This window comes from Guyparkeria sp. SCN-R1 (genome assembly GCF_003932495.1).
In the GTDB taxonomy this organism is placed as follows: Bacteria; Pseudomonadota; Gammaproteobacteria; order Halothiobacillales; family Halothiobacillaceae; genus Guyparkeria.
This window is the reverse complement of sequence record NZ_QZMT01000005.1, coordinates 14,261-32,079: the sequence shown is the minus strand read 5'-3', so window position 1 is coordinate 32,079 and position 17,819 is coordinate 14,261. Positions and strand designations below refer to the sequence as shown.

Annotated in this window: 12 protein-coding genes; 10 read left to right on the top strand and 2 right to left on the bottom strand. The window is 67.1% G+C overall.

Features of this window, described 5'->3' with window-relative positions; translation table 11 throughout:
• The first annotated feature begins 14 nt into the window (after positions 1 to 14).
• From D5687_RS04235 to D5687_RS04200, 8 genes are all read left to right on the top strand, one after another.
• Positions 15 to 785, top strand: coding sequence for a c-type cytochrome (locus D5687_RS04235; protein WP_158611744.1), 771 nt, complete (start codon positions 15 to 17; stop codon positions 783 to 785).
• Complete coding sequence (locus D5687_RS04230) at positions 782 to 1,942, top strand: c-type cytochrome (protein WP_125198523.1); 1,161 nt, start codon at positions 782 to 784, stop codon at positions 1,940 to 1,942. The genes D5687_RS04235 and D5687_RS04230 overlap by 4 nt, the downstream gene beginning before the upstream one ends.
• Complete coding sequence (locus tag D5687_RS04225) at positions 1,926 to 4,262, top strand: cation-translocating P-type ATPase (RefSeq protein ID WP_125198522.1); 2,337 nt, start codon at positions 1,926 to 1,928, stop codon at positions 4,260 to 4,262. The genes D5687_RS04230 and D5687_RS04225 overlap by 17 nt, the downstream gene beginning before the upstream one ends.
• Before the next feature lie 69 nt (positions 4,263 to 4,331).
• Positions 4,332 to 5,093, top strand: coding sequence for an alpha/beta hydrolase (locus tag D5687_RS04220; protein WP_125198521.1), 762 nt, complete (start codon positions 4,332 to 4,334; stop codon positions 5,091 to 5,093).
• Between the two features lie 60 nt (positions 5,094 to 5,153).
• On the top strand, positions 5,154 to 7,391 hold the full coding sequence (rlmKL, locus tag D5687_RS04215; RefSeq protein ID WP_125198520.1) for a bifunctional 23S rRNA (guanine(2069)-N(7))-methyltransferase RlmK/23S rRNA (guanine(2445)-N(2))-methyltransferase RlmL: 2,238 nt from the start codon (positions 5,154 to 5,156) through the stop codon (positions 7,389 to 7,391).
• A gap of 76 nt (positions 7,392 to 7,467) precedes the next feature.
• Positions 7,468 to 8,103 (top strand): C40 family peptidase, encoded by a 636-nt coding sequence (locus tag D5687_RS04210; RefSeq protein ID WP_158611743.1) that lies wholly within the window; start codon positions 7,468 to 7,470, stop codon positions 8,101 to 8,103.
• A 150-nt stretch (positions 8,104 to 8,253) separates the two neighbouring features.
• Positions 8,254 to 9,213, top strand: a complete 960-nt coding sequence (locus D5687_RS04205; protein ID WP_125198518.1) for an ABC transporter substrate-binding protein — start codon at positions 8,254 to 8,256, stop codon at positions 9,211 to 9,213.
• Positions 9,210 to 12,083 carry an EAL domain-containing protein gene (locus D5687_RS04200; RefSeq protein WP_125198517.1) on the top strand — a complete coding sequence of 958 codons (2,874 nt, stop codon included), beginning with the start codon at positions 9,210 to 9,212 and terminating at the stop codon, positions 12,081 to 12,083. The genes D5687_RS04205 and D5687_RS04200 overlap by 4 nt, the downstream gene beginning before the upstream one ends.
• Positions 12,084 to 12,148: 65 nt before the next feature.
• Here the strand turns inward: D5687_RS04200 and xseA are convergent, their stop codons facing one another.
• Together xseA and D5687_RS04190 are read right to left on the bottom strand one after the other, a co-directional pair.
• Positions 12,149 to 13,681 carry an exodeoxyribonuclease VII large subunit gene (xseA, locus tag D5687_RS04195; RefSeq protein ID WP_125198516.1) on the bottom strand — a complete coding sequence of 511 codons (1,533 nt, stop codon included), beginning with the start codon at positions 13,679 to 13,681 and terminating at the stop codon, positions 12,149 to 12,151.
• Positions 13,682 to 13,833: 152 nt separating this feature from the next.
• Entirely contained in the window at positions 13,834 to 14,154 is a 321-nt protein-coding gene (locus tag D5687_RS04190) for a hypothetical protein (RefSeq protein ID WP_125198515.1), read from the bottom strand.
• Between the two features lie 477 nt (positions 14,155 to 14,631).
• On the opposite strand from D5687_RS04190, the gene guaB reads away from it, so the two are divergent.
• Both guaB and guaA read left to right on the top strand, forming a co-directional pair.
• A complete protein-coding gene (gene guaB / locus D5687_RS04185) occupies positions 14,632 to 16,086 on the top strand; it encodes an IMP dehydrogenase (RefSeq protein ID WP_125198514.1) in 1,455 nt (484 codons plus the stop codon).
• Between the two features lie 113 nt (positions 16,087 to 16,199).
• Positions 16,200 to 17,801: a glutamine-hydrolyzing GMP synthase gene (gene guaA / locus D5687_RS04180; protein ID WP_125198513.1), complete on the top strand. Its 1,602-nt coding sequence runs from the start codon at positions 16,200 to 16,202 to the stop codon at positions 17,799 to 17,801.
• The last annotated feature ends 18 nt before the right edge of the window (positions 17,802 to 17,819 follow it).

Genomic DNA, 17,819 nt, shown 5'->3' with positions numbered 1-17,819 from the left:
CGGCGACGGTGGCGATGGCCGCCGGCTTCGCCCTGCTGGGCACCGGCTGTTCCCCCTCCGGGAACGACGACGCGGCCGCGAGCGCCTCCGACCCGATCGACCCGCTGGCCGCCATGCGCTGGGAGGCCCGCAGCGCGGAGGTATCCCCGGGAATCGCCGGTGACCTGATCGCCGGCGGGAACGGCACCTGGTCCTGTGCCTCCTGCCATGGCGCGAAGGGCGAGGGAACCGAGCAAATCCCGGCCCTCGCCGGCCTGCCCGCCGGCTATATCGCCAAGCAGCTGGCGGACTTTGCCACCGGACGGCGGAAGAACGCCAGCATGAACTACGTCGCCCGCGGCTTGAGCGAAAAGGAGATGGCGGCCCTGGGGCGTTTCTACGCCGAGATGTCGCTCGAGGCGCCGGCGGGGGCCTCGCTGGGCGGGGACATGGACCGCGGGCGTGAACTCGCGCTCCGCGGCGACTGGCGCGTGAGCGCGCCCGCCTGCTACAGCTGCCACGGCTCGTCCGGCTGGGGAGTGGGGCCGAGCTTCCCGCCGATCGCCGGTCAGCAGCCGGTCTACCTCTACCAGCAGCTCACCGCCTTCGCCACCGGCCGGCGCGACAACGACCCGGAGAACTTCATGCACGACGTGGCGCGCGTGCTTTCCGACGCCGACCGTCGCGCCCTGGCGGATTATCTGGCCAGCCGGCCACCCCGCCAGGAACTCACCTCGCCGGCGGGCTCGAGGTCGGAACAGACCGATGCCACCACGAATCCCGCACAGACGGAGGGCGACGGATGAGCCAACAAGGCGATCGGACGACCCGCGAACGCTCGGCGCTGGCACGGTCCGCCCTGGCGGTGGCCGGCGCCGTGGTGCTGCTCGGGGCGGGATTCTTCGCCGCCGAACACGAGATCTGGCCCTTCGGCGCCATCGGCGAGACCCCCGAGCAGGCAGCCACCACCCGCGCCGATCGCGAGGCCCGGCAGGCGCGGGCCGCGCTGGACGAATCGCGCCAGGCCCTCGCTGACGATGCAGACGCCGACTTCCCGACGGTACCGGTCGGCGAGGACAACCACTTCGTCCCGCCGAGCGACAAGGAGATACCCGACGGCAAGATGGGCGATGCCATCCGTCGCGGACGCAGCGTGTTCGTCAACACCGGCACGCGGGCGGCGAGATTCACCGGCAACGACCTGGCATGCGCGAACTGTCACCTCGACGCCGGTCGGCGCCAGGGCAGCGCGCCACTGTGGGGCGCCTGGGGCGTCTACCCGAAATACCGCGGCAAGAACGACATGGTCAACACCATGGAGGATCGTCTCAAGGGGTGTTTCACCTACTCGATGAACGCGCGCGAGTCGCCGAGCGGCGGCCCACCGCCCGATAACCACTCCATCTACAAGGACCTGCAGAGCTACATGTTCTGGCTTGCCGACGGGGCGCCCACCGGCCAGGACCTCCCCGGCCGGGGCTATCCCACCCTCGAACGCACCGAGCGGGGCTTCAACTACCAACGCGGCGAACAGGTCTACCGCGCCAATTGCGCGGTATGCCACGGCCTCGACGGGCAGGGACACAAGGACATCAACGGGCGGCGGATCTTCCCGCCGCTATGGGGTCCCGATTCGTACAACTGGGGCGCCGGCATGCACCGCGTGCCCACCGCCGCGGCATTCATCAAGGCAAACATGCCGCTGGGCAAGCGCGATTACCTCAGCGACCAGGAGGCCTGGGACGTGGCCGCCTTCATCAACAGCTTCCCGCGTCCCCCCGACCCGCGCCAGATCGAGAAAGACCTTTCCGTCGCCGAGGCGCAGTCTCGGTATCACGACGACAAGAAGGGCTACTACGGCCAGCGGCTGCGCGGCCGACTCCTGGGCGAACCCCTCGATCATGCCGAATGGCAAACCTTTCGCGATCAGCATGCATTGAGGCTCGATGACGGCTCGCCGTGACGGCGCGAGCGCCACCGAGCCCTCGGATGGCGCGTGCCGGGCGGGTGCGCCGGCGGACGCATCGGCGACCCCCGACGACCGCCTCGCCGGCCTCGACTCGCTCGAGGGCCGGGGCCGCGCCCTGGTCACTATCGAGGGCCTGTGGTGCCCGAGTTGCGCCGCGGCCACCGAGCGAGTGCTGCGCGACAGCCCCGGGGTCCTCGACGCCCAGGTAAGCTTCATCGGCTCGGCCGCCCTGCTGCGTTGGGACCCCGGCCGAACGTCGCTTGCCACCCTCGCCGCGGCGGTTCGCCGGCTGGGGTATCGCCTCGCCCCACCCGACCGGCACCGGACAACGGCCGAGCGGCTGGACGGGGAGATCCGCGCATTGGGGGTTCGTCTGACCCTCGCCGCGTTCTTCGGGGTCTGGACCATGCTGTTCTCGCTGTTGCTCTACCTGGGCGTAGCGGAGCAGTCGGGCGGATCGGTGGGCTGGTGGCTCGCGCTGGCAAGCGTCTCCTTCGCGCTACCCGCACTCGCCCTGGCCGGCCGCCCCATCCTGCTCGCCGGGTGGCGCACGCTTCGCACCGGCGTGCCCGGCATGGATACCCTGGTGAGTCTCGGCGTGCTGGCCGCGCTGGGGCTCTCGGCCTGGCAACTGTCGCGCGGCGTGGAGCACGTCTACGCCGACACGGCGGTGATGCTGGTGGTCCTTCTGACGGTGGGACGCCTGCTCGAAGCCCGGGCCCTGCGGCGGGCGGCCGTCACCATCGATGCCCTGCACGCGCGGCTGCCGGAAGTCGCTATCCGCCTGCATCGCGACGGCAGCGCGGAGACCGTCGCCGCCGAATCGGTGGCGGTCGGCGAACGGATCCGGGTGCCGGCCGGCGAGCGCATCCCGCTTGACGGCATCCTCCGTCGGGGGGAAGGCCGCGTCGATCGCGCCGTGTTGACCGGCGAATCGCGCCCCGCCGAGGTCCGAGCCGGCGATGCCGTGTCGGCCGGCTGCGTCAATCTTGAGCGGGGCCTGGTGGTCGAAGTCACGGCCCGGGTGGGCGAACGCGAGATCGACCGCATCGGCGAACGGGTGATCGAAACGGTGCGGGCCCGCCCCGGCACGCAACGACTGGCCGACCGCGTCGCCCGCTGGCTCGCCCCGGGGGCCATCGGACTGGCCACCTTGACCGGCATGGCCGGCCTGCTGCTCGGGCTGCCCCTTGAGGAAACCTTGTTGCGCGCGACCTCGGTGCTGGTGGTCGCCTGCCCCTGCGCGATCAGCATCGCCGTGCCCATCGCCTACGTCACCCAGGCCGGACGCGCCGCCGACGCGGGCGTGCTGTTTCGCGACGCCGCCGCGCTGGAGCGACTGGCTCGCATCGAACGCGTCTTTCTCGACAAGACCGGCACCCTGACCGCCGGCCACCCCGCGGTGGCCGAGGTCATGGTCCACCAGCCATTGCCCAGCGCACTTCCCGCCGACCGAGCCACCCTGCTCGGCCTGGCCGCGGCCGCCGAGGGCGACGTGGAACACGTCATCGCCCGGGCCCTGCGCCAGGCGGCGGGTGCCCCGGTCATGCCGCTCGAGGCGCGCCGCGAGGATGCCGGGGTGAGCGCGCGACACCCCCGCCATGGCGAACTGCTGGTCGGCTCGGCGAGTTTTCTCGAAGCGCACGGCATCCCGGTTCACAGTCCTCGCGCCGGCGACGACATGCAGGTGAAACTGGCGATCGCCGGCAACCACGTCGCCACCATCGTGCTTGACGACCCGCTGCGCCCCGCGGCCGCGGCGACGGTACACGCCCTGGGCGAGCTGGGGATCGAGTGCGGGATGCTCACCGGCGACCGTCACGACTCCGCCTTGCGGGTGGCCCGCGCGGTGGGTATCCCACCGGAGCGGGTGACCGCCGACTGCCTGCCGGGGGACAAGGCCCGGCGATTGCGCGCGGCGAGCGGGCAAGCCGCCTTCGTCGGCGACGGCGCCAACGATGCCCTGGCCCTGGCGGTTGCGGACGTCGGCATCGCCGTGTCGAACGCCAACAGCACCGCGGCGATGGCCGCCGGGGTCGTGCTTGGCGGAGAGGGGGTCGACGGGGTCGAGCGTGCCATCCGGATCGCCCGCCAGGGCCGCCGAGTCATGCGCCAGAATCTCGTTTTCGCCCTGGGATACAACGCCGGCGGACTCACGTTGGCGGCATTCGGCGTCATCCCGCCCGTGATGGCCGCCGCCGCGATGGCAGCCAGTTCGCTGACCGTCATCCTTAACGCCGCTCGCCACGGCGGTCATCCACCGCAGGGCTCACAGGCCACCGGCTTGACGAACGTCGCCGCCGGGTCGGGGTAAGGACTTGGCATTGCCGGTTGGCCGTGGTCTATGGTCTACCCATTCCCAGAACACACGGTGGACCCTTCCATGTCCGTCTCGATCGCGGTCGCCCGAGGCTCGTTTTCGGCACTCGTGTTCACGCTGGCGGCACTGATCGCCGCGGTAGTCCCCTCGCCACCGGCCTGGGCCGAAGACGCGACATCGAGCGAATCCTTCGACTGGGATGCGGCCTGGGAGGAAGCGGAGGAACGATCACGCGAGGAGCAGCGCCTGATCGAGAAGGCAAGGCAGGTCAACGAGGGCGAGCTTGAACTGCTCACCACCCCGCCCGAACCGAACGCGGCTCGCATGCAAAAACGCATCCGCCTCGATCGTAACAGCCTCGAGACCGGCTGGGCGGCGATGCGGCAATGCCACGAAAACCTCGATCCCGCGCCGGCGGTACAAATCGTCTACAACCCGGAACGCACCCGGGACATCCGCATCACCTCGCGCCAGGGAATCGGCGTGGCGAAAATCGACGGGCCGAGCGTGCAGATGCGAGAGATCGAGCGGGGCGCGCGGCTTTGCGTGCGGGCCGAGGTGCTCGCGATCGAACCCCACCCGACCGCCGACGGGTTCCAGGTCGAGAACGGCCCGTTCATGCGCCGATTCCTCGACGGCTACTACCCGATGCAGGTGCACCTCGCGATCGACTGGCCGTCCGGCTTGCTCCGGCTGGTCGACAGCGACCCCGAGCCGCAGCCGGGTCTGGCGATCGAGACGCGCCCCGACGGGCTCGAGCTCGACGCCCACTTCGAGGGACGACTGGTCTCGCGACTGCACCTGGTGCGGGGATCGGCCCCCTGAACGTCGCCGCGGAAGCGTCAATCGGTTAGACTCGCGCGTTTTGCCGTAACGGATCCTCGCATGTCCCCAAACGCCACCCCGGTCGATCGCGACACAACGGGCAGCCTCCGCCCCGTCGACGTGGTCGCGCCGCCCGGGCTGGAGACGGCCCTGGCCGAGGAACTGCGGCACCTGACCGGGGAGAGCGTCAGCGATCGACCCTTCGGTGCGAGCGCCGAATGGCCGGTCGAGGCGATCTACCGGGTCCTGGCCGACAGCCTGATCGCCGCGCGCGTCTATCTGCCGCTCGCGCGCGGCCACGTCGCGCAGGCGGATCAGCTCTACGAGCTGGCGGCGAGCGTCGACTGGGCGGCGCAGCTGGGTGCGGACGACAGCTTCGCGATCACCGCCAGCGGCGGCAACGAGGCGTTGCGGCACACCGGCTTCATCGCCACGCGCGTCAAGGACGCGCTGGTCGACCAGTTTCGCGACGCCACCGGCCGCCGCCCCAGCGTCGATGCCGAGACCCCGGGCCTGCGGGTCCATTGCCACGTGCCACGCCAGGGGCAGGCGACCCTCGCCATCGAGCTGTCCAACGGCTCGCTGCATCGGCGCGGCTACCGGGTCGACGGCGGCGAGGCTCCCCTGCGCGAGAATCTGGCCGCCGGTCTGTTGTGGCGGGCGCGCTGGCCGCAGGTCGCGAGCCTCGGTGGCGGGCTGTTCGACCCGATGTGCGGCTCGGGCACCTTCCTGGTCGAGGCCGCCCTGTCGCTCTGGGGCATGCCTGCCGCGATGCGCCAACGACGACTGGGCTCGCCGGCGTGGAAGGGTCATGTGCCGACCGCCCGCGATGCGATCCTAGAGGATGCCCCGCGCGGTTGGCTCGACAACCCGCCGGCACGCGGCTCGCTCACCATGGTCGCCCAGGATCGGGACCCACTGCAGCTCGCCGCCGCCCACGCGAATATCGAGTCGGCCGGGCTCGGCGAGGCGATCGAGCTGATCCATGCAGACAGCTTCCGCGCCCCCTGCCCGGCCGAGCTTCGGGGAGTCGAGACCGGCCTGCTGATCAGCAACGTGCCGTTCGGCCAGCGCATCGACGCATCACAGGACCAGGCCGAGTGGACCGCCCTGTGCTCGCGCTGGGTGGAAGGCCTGCCCGGTTGGTACTGGGGCATCCTGCGTGCAGCCGAAAGCGAATTGACCTGGCCGCTGCGTTTCGAGAAGCGCGTGATGGTGCTCCACGGGGGTGTCGAGGTGGAGTTCCTGCGCGGACAGTTCTCCGAGAAAAGCCTGCGGCGGCCCGCCGGACCGCATGCCCTGGCCGGTCGACTGATCGAGCAGGGCCGGCGTGGCGAATACGATGCCGCCGACTTCGCCAATCGTCTGGCCAAGAACTGGAAACAGCGCAAGTCGCTGATCAAGCAGGGTGACAATGCCCTGCGCATCTACGATGCCGATCTGCCCGACTTCAAGCTCGCCGTGGATTGGTACCGCACCGAGGACAACCAGACCTGGCTGGACATCCAGGAATACCAGGCACCGAAACAGATCGATCCGCAGAAGGCGCGGACCCGCCTGGCGGCCGCCACGGCCATCGCGGTCGACACCCTGGGTGTCGATCCGGACTGTGTCGTGGTGCGCCAGCGCGCGCGGCAGTCGGGTCGACAGCAGTACGGTCGACTCGGCGGGGAACACATCGAACGCATCCTGCGCGAGCGCGACACCCGGTTGCTGATCAACTTCACCGACTATCTCGACGTCGGCCTGTTCATCGATCATCGGCTGGTACGCGATCGCCTGGCCGAACTGTCCCGGGGCAAGCGCCTGCTGAACCTGTTCTGCTATACCGCCAGCGCATCGGTACGTGCCGCCGTCGCCGGGGCGCAGGCCACCACCTCGGTGGACCTTTCCAATACCTATCTCGACTGGGCCGAGCGCAACTTCGAACTCAATGGCATCGCCCTCAATGGTCAACACCAGTTGCTCCGCGCGGACGTGCTGCGCTGGCTCGACCACCGGCCGCCGGCCGCGGAACGCTTTGACGTGATCTTTCTCGACCCGCCGTCCTTCTCCAATTCCAAGTCGATGGACGACACGCTCGACATCCAGCGGGATCACCCGGATCTGATCGCGGCCTGCATGCCCCACCTCGCCCCGGGTGGCGTACTTGTCTTTTCAAACAACCGCAAAGGGTTTACATTGCACCCTTCCATCGAGAAGCGATTCCAAATCGATGATATTTCGAGAAAAACACTGCCCAAGGATTTCGCACGCACCCCGGAGCGGCGTTTTGTCTGTGAAATCCGGCGTCCCTGAGCGTCATGGCGACGTCAACGGGCGGGGCCTCCGGGCCAGTAACGCGGGTGAGAGCCGGCCGAGTGAAGCCGGCCAAATGACGGCCCGGCGTTGGTTTCCATCCACCCTGTTGAGCTGGGCCGGACTGGGGCTGGTCCTCACCCTGGCCAGTGGGTGCGCCACCCAACCCAGTCATAAGCCGAACAGCAGCGAGCAAGCCAGCAAGGCCAAGGAAGCAGCCGAGGTGCTCGATCAGGCGCAGCGACGCAGCAACCTGCCCTACGACCCACTCGAAACCATCGACACCCTGTCCGGCATGCATCCGCGCGCCATCGAGGCCGTCATCCAGGCCGTCTCCCAACTGGGCACGCCCTATCGCTGGGGTGGTGGGTCCACCGAGAACGGCTTCGATTGCAGCGGCCTGACCCAACACGCCTACCAGGCGGCAAGCATTGAGCTGCCTCGCACCTCCGCCGAGCAGTACCGTGCCACCAAGCGCATCGAGCGCGAGGCGCTACGCCCCGGCGATCTGGTGTTTTTCCGATTGAACGGCAACCGGATCGATCATGTCGGCATCTACGTCGGTGGCGATCGCTTCATCCATGCCCCTTCCAGCGGCAAGTCCGTCTCATTCGCGAGCCTCGACAACGTGTTCTGGTCAGGCAAGTACGTGGGCGGGGGACGCGCTGCCGAGGCCAATGAGCTACAGTTGGCAGGAAACCGGCCCGAGTAATTCTGAGGCGGCCTGCCGGCACGACGCGGCTTTTGGTCTGCACCAGTCAAGCAGAGCGGATAATCCGGAAACGGATTTTGACGGGCCATCGAGCCAACGCCCGGGTCGCATTCGGAAGGACCACGACGCCCCACAGGGAGGGCTTCTGCCATGGAACGAAGGCAGTTTCTCGTCACCGGGGCACTCGCCCCGCTCGCCGCCCTGCTCGGCTGTGAGGCCCGCGAGCCGTTGTTGCGCATCTCCGGCATCACCTGGGTCGGCTACGAGCCCCTGTTCCTCGCCCGCGAACTCGACCTGCTTCCCCCCGAGCGGATCCGGCTAATCGAGTCCCCCTCCAATACCAACAGCCTGATGCAGCTGGCCTCCGGCGAAGTCGAGGCGGCTACGCTTACCCTCGATGAATTCATTCTCGCTCGTGCCGGCGGCATACCGGTACGCATCGCGCTGGTCTTCGACACCTCCCAGGGGGCCGATGTCATCATGGCCCGTCCGGGCATCGACCGGCTAGAGGATCTGGCCGGTCGACGGATCGGGGTGGAAGACACGGCCGCCGGCGCCCTCATGCTGCGAAAGTCGCTCGAGGCAGCCGGTCTGACACCCGACGACGTCACCCGGGTACCGGTGATCGGCGGCGGCCAGATGGATGCCTACCGGCACGGCGAGGTCGACGCGGTGATCAGCTACGAGCCTTTCGCCTCGCGTCTGGTCGCACTCGGGGCGAACCGGCTTTACGACAGCAGTGCCTTTCCCGGGTTGATCGTCGACGTGCTGGCCGTCAGTGAAACGGCCATCGACCACCAGCACACGACACTCTCCGACCTGTTGACGGCCTACTTCGAGGCCCTGGCCGTGGTGAAATCGAGCCCGGGGCGGGCGCACCGCCTCATGGCACCGCGATTGGGACTGACCGTCGAGGAAACCGCGGAGGCCTACGGAGGCATCGCCCTGCTGAGCCTGACTGACAATCATGCCTGGCTGGAGCCACCCTCCGCCCCGCTGCGAGAGGCGGCACGGACCGTCGCCGAAATCATGCAATCCAACGCCCTGATCGAGCAGATCCCCGACCTGTCCGATCTCGCCACGGCTCGTTTCCTGCCGGAGGGGCCATGAAACTGCCGCGCCTGTCCTTGCGACTGATGGTCCCGCTGGGACTTGGCCTGCTGTTCCTCCTGATCACGGCCGTCTCGCTGGTCAATGGCATCCACAATCGCTCGGCCATCTTCCTCGCCGATTCGAGCCAGCGCTTGCTCGGCTACACGACCGAGATTGCCCGCACGATCGAACAGGGTGGGCTGGAACAATCCGGCATCCTGAATGCACGCGTGAGCAGTATCCTGACCGATCCGCGCGTCGACATGCTGATCGCCGTGGGTCCCGATCGCGAGGTGCTGGTCTCCCCAAACCGGACTTGGCAAGGCAAGTCGGTCGATGACCTGCTGGCCGATCTCAACCCCGGCACCTTTGGCCAACGACAGGACCAGCGCCTGCCTTACCTCGAGCACTTGGACGAGGACGAAACACTCCGTGCGCTGCAATCGTTCGAGTTGCCCGGCCTGTCCGACCGCCCGCGCTCGGAGAGTCGCGGCGTGGTCTGTGTACGCATGGACCTGACGGCCTCGCTCGCCCGCATCCGCAACGAGGCGATCCTCGCGCGCCTGCCGGAGGCCGGCGTGATGCTGCTGATCATCCTGCTCACCGCCTGGGTGCTCAACTCGCAGATCACCCGGCCACTGGGACGACTGCGGCGGGCAGCAATGCGCCTGCGCCAGGGTGATCACGACGTGCGCCTGCCCGACCGGGGCTGCAGCGAGATTGCCGAGGTCGCTCAAGGCTTCAACTCAATGACGTGTGCGATCGCCGAGGCGCGCGACCGATTGCTCGAAAGCGAACAGCGTCTGGCGGTCACTCTCGACTCGATCGGCGATGGCCTGATCGCGACCGATCTCGACGGCCATATCACGCTGATGAACCCGGTGGCCGAGCGGCTCACCGGTTGGTCGCGCGAGGAGGCGATCGGCAAACCCATCGAGGCGGTGTTCGTGATCTGCCAGACCGATGACAACCGGCCGATCGCGATCCCCATCCGCCGAGTACTGGCCGAAGGCACCCTGGTCGGACTGGCAAACCACACCGTCCTCACCGACCGCAGCGGCAATCGGTACCACATCGCCGACAGCGCCGCGCCGATCCAGCATGACGACGGCTCGCTGGTGGGGGTCGTGCTCGTCTTCCATGACGTGAGCGCGGAATATCGGTTGCGCGACGCGCTTGCCGAGAGCGAACAGCACTTTCGCACACTTGCCGACAACGGCCAGACACTGATCTGGACGGCCGACCTGGAGGACAAACGCGACTACGTCAACCGCCCCTGGCTGGCCTTCACCGGCCTGTCCCAATCCGAGGCGCTCGGAGACGGCTGGCAGCGCGCCGTGCATCCCGACGACCTGCCGGCACTGCAGCAGACCATTGCCTCCGCCTACGAGAGACGCACCCCGTTCACGCGCGAGTATCGATTACGCCATCACAGCGGCGAATACCGCTGGTTGCTGGCCAAGGGCACACCGCGTTTCAACAGCCGGGGCGAGTTCGTGGGCGTCATGGGGCAATGCGTCGACGTCACGGCGGACAAGGAAACCGCCGCCCAGCTCGAACGACTGGCCTATCACGACGGGTTAACCGACCTGCCCAACCGCGCCCTGCTGCTCGATCGGGTCGATCAGGCTATCCGACAACGCAAACGCCATGGTGGTGTCGGCGCGTTGCTCTTCGTTGACCTGGACGAATTCAAGCAGATCAACGACCTGTACGGTCATGCGCGCGGCGATCAGGTGTTAATGGAGGTCGCGCAACGCCTGTCCGGCCTGGTCCGCGACACCGACACGGTGGCTCGACTGGGTGGCGATGAATTCCTGGTGCTCGTTCCCGAGATGGCGCACGATATCCATGGGGCGCGTCAAAGCGCGACGGCGCTGGCCGACAAGCTGCGCCATGCCATGGAACAACCGTTCGAGTTCGAGGACTTCCGCCACCTGGCAACCGCCAGCGTGGGTCTGACGCTGTTTGCCGGCAAGGTCGACAACGCGGAGGAACTGGTCCGCGAGGCGGATATCGCGATGTATCAGGCCAAGCGCGCCGGCCGAAACAACCTGGTCAACTTCGAGTCGGGCATGGTCGAGTCGGTGACCCGCCGCTATCGAATGGAACAGGAACTCAAGCAGGCGCTGGAACGTGGCGAATTCGAGCTGCACCTGCAATCCCAGGTGGACCGCGACGAGGTGGTGGTCGGCGCCGAGGTGCTGTTGCGCTGGCGTCATCCGGTGCGCGGGCTTGTCTCGCCAGCGGAATTCATCGCGCTGGCCGAGGAATCCGGGCAGATCATCGCCATCGGCGAATGGGTGCTGCACGAGGCCTGCCACCTGCTGCATGGGCTCGAGCAATCCACACCGCCCGGCCAGCGACATCTCAACATCTCGGTGAATGTCAGCCCGCGCCAGTTCCGCACGCCCGACTTCGTTGACCAGGTGAGACAGACCATTGAGCAAACCGGCATCGATCCGGCCCACCTGATGATCGAGATCACCGAGAACTTGCTGGTCAGCCACGCCTCCGAGGCCATCGAACGCATGCGCGCGTTGGCCGAATTGGGCCTGACGTTCTCGATCGACGACTTCGGTACCGGCTATTCCTCGTTCGCCTACCTCAAGCGCCTGCCCCTGAACGAGATCAAGCTGGACAAGAGCTTCGTCGACGACGTCCCCGACAGCCCGGGTGACACCGCTATGGTCGAGGCCATCCTCGCCATGGCCGCACGCCTTGGCATCGACGTGGTCGCCGAGGGCGTAGAGACCTGCGAGCAGTTCGATTACCTCAAGGCAAACGACTGCACACGGTTCCAGGGTTTCTGCTTTGCCCGCCCCGTCCCGGCACGCCGGTGGATCGAGGAACAACTGGATGCCATGGAGCGCAGTTCAGCGCGCTGACCGATCGGTACGGTAGCGCGCAACGCAACCGGGAAGCCCGCCCCAGGTTGTCCGGTTACCGGTTATCAGGAGTCCGATGAAGGCTCACTGGATATCGACCTCGTCCACTCCACCGCCACGTCACCGTCAACGAACCGAATGGTCAATGGCAATCGTCCGGTCGCACTGCCCAGCCGCTCGACCTCCGTGGCCCGCTTGACCAACACGCCCGAACCATCGCTTCGACCCTCGTCGCGGGTCTCGATCAGGGCATACCCCCGCTGCTGGACCTGACGCGGGCCGAGTGCCTCGAGCTGACGGGACAGGCCGGCAAGGCGTGTGCGCTCTTCACGCAGTCGCCGCTCCAGACCGCGGGGATCGAGCCGCGTGGCATCAAGACGGGCTCGCCAGCGAGGCATCAGGCGCTCTCGGCTTACCAGCAGGCGCCGGGAGAGCGTGGCAACCCGATCACGCTCGGCGGAGTTGATTGCGGCAATGCATCGATGCAACCGGCTTGCCGGCCCCAGCAGTTGTTCCCTGAGCCCCTCGAGGCGACGCCGGGGATGCGCCCCTTCCAGGCGTCGGCGTAAGCCATGCGCACGTTCACGCCCCTGCGCGATACGACGCTCGATACCGCGTCGCAGCGGCGAGTTCAGTCCGGCCAGTCGATAACGACCGAAACGTAGCTGCTCGACCGGGCCGGCGCGATCGAGGCGCCGCGTCAGCCCGTCCAGGCGTTGCGACTCGGCCTGCAGCCGCCCCTCCCAGCGCAGACGGGCCCGATCAGCCCACCGCTCCACATGTTGGCGCATGTCGCTCGCCGTGATGGGTGTGGCCAGTTCAGCGGCCCCCGTGGGGGTGGCCGCCTGGCGGTCGGTCACCAGGTCGCAGAGCGTGGTGTCGGTCTCGTGACCGACTCCACTGATCACCGGCACCGGGCAGTCGTACAAGGCACGCACCAGCGCCTCGTCGTTGAAGGACCAGAGGTCCGACAAAGACCCTCCGCCACGCACGATCAACGCCACATCGAAGACATCACTAGTTAGCTGCGACACGGCCTGGCGCAACTCGCCGGCCGACTCGCTTCCCTGCACCCGCACCGGGAACAACGTGACCCGCGCCAGCGGAAAGCGCCGCGCCAGGGTGACGTGGACATCGTGGATGGCCGCACCGGTGTCCGAGGAGATTACGGCGATATGTCGCGGCAACTCCGGCGTCGGTCGCTTGTGCTCTGGCGCGAACAGCCCTTCGGCCAGCAGGCGTTGCTTGAGTCGTTCGAATTCGGCGGCCAGGCGCCCCTCACCGGCCGGCGCGATCGACTGGACAATCAGCTGGTAGGCACCTCGTTCGGTGTAGATACCCAGCCGCCCGGTCGCGACCACCTCTTCGCCCTCGCGTAGTGGATGGGCGCAGCGTTGTGCGTTGCCGCGAAAAAAGGCGCAACGCAACTGCGACCGATCATCCTTGAGCGCGAAGTAGTGATGCCCTGACGCCGCCCGCTTGTGCTCACTGATCTCGCCGACCACCTCGACCAGGCCGAACACCTGGCCGAGCAGATCACCGGCCTGCTTGTTGATCTGGGTGACCGACAGGGCGGTCGATCCGGTGGGAGATGACATGGGCACAATCCGTGATCAAGAAAAAAGACGGGGACTCGAGTCAGCCCCGAAGTACGGCACGAAAAAGGCCGCGAACAATGCTCGCGGCCCGGGAATCTTGCTGTTTCTAGCGGTCGGCCAACCCGCCAGGGCTGGCCGGGATCATCAAGCCCTTACCAGGTCTTGTATGGACCGGCTTCCTGCTCGGCCCACTGCTTCTCGGCCAGTGCCTGCAGCTCCTTGATGTACTCGGCCTTCTCGATGGCCTTGTCGTACTCGCCCTTCTTGGCCAGCTTGTCGGCTTCGCCGAACAAGGCGCTCTTCGGGTGCGGGCTCCACGGCGCGTAGCCTTTCTCTTGAACGGCTTCAACGGCGGCTTGGGCTTCTTGCTTGGCCTTCTCGTAATCTGCTTCGCTGGCGGCGTTGGCCATGCCAACCGAACCGATCAGGGCAAAGCCCGCTGCTGCGGCAACAACGCGTGCTGTTTTAATCATTATTTACTGCCTCCTAGGTGGTTTGCTCTGGTAGCGAGTCCGACTTTAGCGCAATCAAAGTCGGGATGCCAACAACGCCCTTGGAACCTCGGCACGATTAGCAATACCGCTCTGCGCGCCTTGAGCCGGACAGATGCAAGGGGACCGTCCGCCGCGCAAGGGTGATTCCCTTGTCAAGGACGGCAACGCCGCAGGTGTCCGGCTCAAGCGCGCCCTTCGGGGCTTGCCGAGTCACCCCCCTTCCGCGTTGCGCCATCTTGGCGTGGCCGCCAGCACGCCGGCGACGCCGCGCCTTGAAGGCGGGCGACTCACCAAACCAGAGTGGCATTGCTAATCGTGCCGAGGTTCCTTATGCGCCCAAAACCGCATCCGGATGCTCCCGGTGAGGGACACCGAGGCATCCGGACATTTACCCGTCGGGCGCAGGCCACTATAATTGCGCGGACACTTTCTACCATCCGCAAGAGTCCCCCAACCATGCGAATCCTCGAGGAAGGTCTCACCTTCGACGACGTGTTGCTCATTCCGGCCCGCTCCTCGGTGCTGCCCCGGGACGTGTCACTTGTCACGCACCTGACCCGTAATATCCAAATCAATATCCCGCTGATCTCCTCGGCGATGGACACGGTTACCGAGGCGCGCCTCGCGATTGCGCTTGCCCAGGAAGGGGGCATGGGGATCATCCACAAGAACATGACGGTCGCGCAGCAAGCCGAGCATGTCCGCCGGGTGAAGAAACACGAATCGGGTGTCATCAAGGACCCGATCACGGTCACCCCGGACACCAGCATTCGCGACGTGCTCAAGATCACGCGCGATCATTCCATCAGTGGCGTGCCCGTGGTCAGCGAAGGCCACCTCGTCGGCATCGTCACCAGTCGCGATCTGCGCTTCGAGCAGAATCTCGACCAGGCGGTGGCCAACATCATGACCGGCAAGGAGCAGTTGGTGACCGTCAAGGAAGGCGCCAACCGCAAGGAAGTCGAGGCCCTGCTGCACAAGCACCGCATCGAGAAGGTGCTGGTGGTCAACGATGACTTCGAGCTGCGCGGCATGATCACCGTCAAGGACATCCAGAAGTCCACCGACTATCCCAATGCCTGCAAGGACGCCTCCGGGCAACTGCGCGTTGGCGCGGCCGTCGGCACCGGCGGTGACACCGAGGAGCGCATCGAAGCGCTGGTCGCCGCCGGCGTGGACGTGATCGTGGTCGACACCGCACATGGTCACAGCAAGGGCGTGATCGACCGGGTGGCCTGGATCAAGGGCCGCTACCCGCAGGTGGAGGTGATCGGCGGCAACATCGCCACCGGCCAGGCCGCCCTCGAGCTGGTCGAGGCCGGCGCGGACGCGGTCAAGGTCGGTATCGGCCCGGGTTCCATCTGCACCACCCGCATCGTCGCCGGCGTGGGCGTACCGCAGGTCACCGCCATTTCCAACGTGGCCGAGGCGCTCAAGGGCACGGACGTGCCGCTGATTGCCGACGGCGGCGTGCGTTTCTCCGGCGACTTCGCCAAGGCCATGGCCGCCGGTGCCCACTCGGTGATGGTCGGCTCGATGCTGGCAGGCACCGAGGAGTCACCCGGCGAGGTCGAGCTGTTCCAGGGCCGCTCCTATAAGTCGTACCGGGGCATGGGCTCGCTCGGGGCGATGCAGCAGGGGTCCTCGGATCGCTACTTCCAGGCGGAGACCACCGCCGAGAAGCTGGTACCGGAAGGCATCGAGGGCCGCGTGCCCTACAAGGGCTCGCTGGTCGCCATCGTCCACCAGATGATCGGCGGGCTGCGCGCCTCGATGGGCTACGTCGGCGCCAAGGACATCGACACCATGCGTAAGCAGCCGCAGTTCGTGCGCATCACGAATGCCGGCATGCTCGAATCGCATGTCCACAACGTGTCGATCACCAAGGAGAGCCCGAACTACCGGGTGTAACCCAGTGCCGCGCCCCTGCCGGGGCGCCTCGTTTGCCATCGACCCGGCCTTGCCTGCCGGGTCGACTTGTTACAGGGCCAAGCTGCCCTTGCCTGAAAAACACGGACCTCACGATGACCGCTTCCTCGACCATCCCGCATCCCGACATCCACGCCGAGCGCATCCTGATCCTGGATTTCGGCTCGCAGTACACGCAACTGATCGCCCGGCGCGTGCGCGAATCACGGGTGTACTGCGAAATCCACTCCTGGGATGTCGACAACGCCTTCGTCCGTGACTTCAATCCCACCGGCATCATCCTCTCCGGCGGTCCCGAATCGGTCATCGACCCGCAAAACGCGCCCTGCGCCCCCGAACTGGTCTTCACCCTGGGCGTGCCGGTACTGGGTATCTGCTACGGCATGCAGACCATGGCCGCCCAGTTGGGCGGCAAGGTCGAGAACGCCAGCCACCAGGAATTCGGCTTTGCCAAGGTGCGCGCCCGCGGCCATACCGCGTTGTTGAAGGACATCGAAGACGAGGTCACCGAGGAAGGCTTTGGACTGCTGGACGTCTGGATGAGCCATGGCGATCACGTGGTTGACCTGCCCGAGGGCTTCAAACTGATGGCCTCCTCGGACAACGCGCCGATCGCCGGCATGGCCGACGAGTCGCGCAACTTCTTCGGCGTGCAGTTCCATCCCGAGGTCACCCACACCCGCCAGGGTGCGCGCATCATCGAGCGCTTCGTCCGCGAGATTTGTGACACGCAAGGGCTGTGGCGCTCGGACGCGATCATCGAGACCATGATCGACCAGGTCCGCGAGCAGGTCGGGGACGAGGAAGTCATCCTCGGCCTGTCCGGCGGCGTGGACTCCTCCGTGGTCGCCGCCCTGCTCCACCGCGCCATCGGCGACCAACTCACCTGCATCTTCGTCGACAACGGTCTGCTGCGCGAGGGTGAAGGCGACCAGGTGATGCGCACCTTCGCCGAGCACCTGGGCGTGCGCGTCATCCGCGTCGACGCCGAGGACCGGTTCCTCTCCCGGCTGGCCGGCGAGGCCGACCCCGAGAAGAAACGCAAGATCATCGGCAACACCTTCATCGACATCTTCGATGACGAGGCCGGCAAGCGCGAGAACGCGCAATGGCTGGCCCAGGGCACCATCTACCCTGACGTGATCGAGTCGGCCGGCTCCAAGACCGGCAAGGCGCACGTGATCAAGTCGCACCACAACGTCGGTGGCCTGCCCGAGCACATGAAGCTCGGCCTGGTCGAGCCGCTGCGCGAGCTGTTCAAGGACGAGGTCCGCCAGATCGGCCTGGAACTCGGCCTGCCCAGCGAGATGATCATGCGACACCCCTTCCCCGGCCCGGGCCTGGGTGTGCGCATCCTCGGCGAGGTCAAGCACGAATACGCCGAGCTGCTGCGACGCGCCGATGCCATCTTCATCCACGAGCTGCGCGAGGCCGGCCTCTACGACCAGGTCTCGCAGGCATTCGCCGTGTTCCTGCCGGTCCGTTCGGTGGGCGTGATGGGCGATGGCCGACGCTACGACTACGTCGTCGCCCTGCGGGCCGTGGAGACCATCGACTTCATGACCGCCCGCTGGGCACGCCTGCCCTACGAGTTCCTGGAAAAGGTCTCGCTGCGCATCGTCAACGAGGTTCGCGGCATCTCGCGGGTGGTCTACGACGTCACCGGCAAGCCGCCCGGCACCATCGAGTGGGAATGACGTCCGCTCGCCACCAGC